The 258-nt window shown below is 39.9% G+C and carries 1 protein-coding gene; it reads left to right on the forward strand.

From position 1 onward, the window contains the following. A partial coding sequence (locus K4Z77_RS00010) for a MiiA motif-containing surface protein (protein WP_224218082.1) occupies nucleotides 1–258 on the forward strand: 258 nt, incomplete at both ends.

The raw sequence follows: 258 nt of genomic DNA on the forward strand, positions 1-258 counted from the left end.
CCAGAAGAGAAGAAAGCGATCGAAGATAAAGTTAAAGCTGTAAATCCAGATGCAACAGTAGTTGTAGATGATAAAGGAAATGCGACAGTTACAACCCCAGAAGGTAAGACAGCAGTAATTCCAGCAGCAGACTTGACGAAAGATTCAGAAGCTGCAACTAAACCAAATGCAGGTAACGACATCGTTAAACCAGCAGATAAGACAGCAGTTAAAGATCCAGCTAACTTAACTAAAGAAGAGAAGAAAGCGATTGAAGAT

Origin of the sequence: Streptococcus mitis subsp. hohhotensis (assembly GCF_020089495.2) — a bacterium.
In the GTDB taxonomy this organism is placed as follows: domain Bacteria; phylum Bacillota; class Bacilli; order Lactobacillales; family Streptococcaceae; genus Streptococcus; species Streptococcus hohhotensis.